The sequence below is a fragment of the Bradyrhizobium sp. WYCCWR15520 genome (assembly GCF_056174665.1).
Map to the genome: position 1 here is coordinate 1 of NZ_JBWBWM010000137.1, position 1,589 is coordinate 1,589.

Annotated in this window: 1 protein-coding gene; it reads left to right on the top strand. The window is 55.3% G+C overall.

All coding sequences use genetic code 11. The features are described 5' to 3' along the window. Positions 1–119 precede the first annotated feature (119 nt). Positions 120–614: an Lrp/AsnC family transcriptional regulator gene (locus AC0QUY_RS42510; protein ID WP_161856775.1), complete on the top strand. Its 495-nt coding sequence runs from the start codon at positions 120–122 to the stop codon at positions 612–614. Positions 615–1,589: the final 975 nt, after the last annotated feature.

Consider the following 1,589-nt stretch of genomic DNA (forward strand, 5'->3'; position numbering starts at 1 on the left):
CCGCGGCGCTCCCTCAAGACGGTCGGCGACCGCTTCGATCATATGGAAGGTTCTAGTTCCAGAACTAGGCGCAGACATAGAAGCTCACATCGGCTCACAAACTCAGCAGCCGATAGCCGATCGCTTATCCACTCCGCCAGACGGGGTTTCCTTGCCGCTTACGTATCCTCGAGATCGTGCAAAAGAATAACCGCCTAACTTCCGAGGTGATCGGCGCACTGGCGGGGCTTTCTGCTACCGCGTGTCAACGCCGACTGAAGAGACTCCGTTCGGAAGGTATTATCGAGGCCGATGTTTCAATCGTTTCGCCGAAAGCGGTGGGCAGACCTATTCAAATGCTGGTGCTGGTGACCCTGGAGCGAGAGCGTTCAGATATAATCGATAGATTCAAGAAGGCCATCAGATCATCAGTTGAGGTAGTCAACGGCTTCTACGTCACCGGCGACGCGGACTTTGTCCTGTACGTTACCGCGCCCACCATGGAAGATTATGAGGAGTTCACTCGGCGATTCTTCTATGTGAACCCGGACATCAAGAGCTTTAAAACTATGGTCGTATTGGATCGCGTAAAGGCGGGCTTTGCTGTCCCAGTTGAGACACCATCCGGGAATTGACTACACGCTGATGCAGACGCTTCACTCCGCGTTTTGAGGCGTTTCGCGCTCTTCGTGATTTAACGGATGGAACCGCCAATGAATTCGCTCGGCTTGTCCATATTGATGAAGAAGGCTTCGAAAAGCTTCCGTGCTCCCTTTTGGTACGACAGCCAGCGATAGAGTCTGCCATACTCGCTACCTGAGCGCACGACCTCCAATTGATCAGCGACCTTTGGTGAGTTGAGCCTCGCCCTTCGTTTGCTCAACCTCACGCAAGAGGGTCCAAGGTCGGTACCTAACCTCGCGCCGATACGTTCAAGCAGCACAATGCTGCCCCCGCTTCGCCGCCTGAGCATCGAAACTGAAATACATGCTGCCGATGCAACGTCGCCAAGCATAAGTCCGCCCCCGAGCCGGGCACGCCGAATGGCAGCCCCCTCCTTTAATCGATCGGCGCGTTTGCTTCCGGACGGAAGCGTGCGCAGGCCAACGCGAATCGCGACTAGGCAAACCGTCACCACCAGTTAATTATCCTGGCCTGGCCGCTGCTTGAAGCTCGCCTACGTCGCTCTCACCGGATCGATGTTGCGCATCCCGCAGTTTCATAGCGGTTTGATATTGGCCATAATGGCGCCATTGCTATTGCGACAATGGGCATCATCGCGCGAACCCGGATAACGGCAGTACTTGTGACTTGCCAGGCGATCCTTGGTTTCCTGATCGATAACACATGATTGACCGGCATCTCAGGTCGCATTCGATCAGAAAAGGCTCGGTGGAGGACCTTGTCTACTCGGATCAGGGGAACCGGGCGCCACGGAGTCACACATAGCTTCTTATCGGAAACGCCCTGCCCCACCCGCTTACTAGATGTGAGCTCTCAGGAGGTTGTCCATCCGGTCCTGAACGAGGAAGCTGAAGTTGTCGAAGCTTTAGCCAATCCCCGGAGAACCGAATGGACACCCATAAGAATGCGCCTCTGACGCCGAAAGG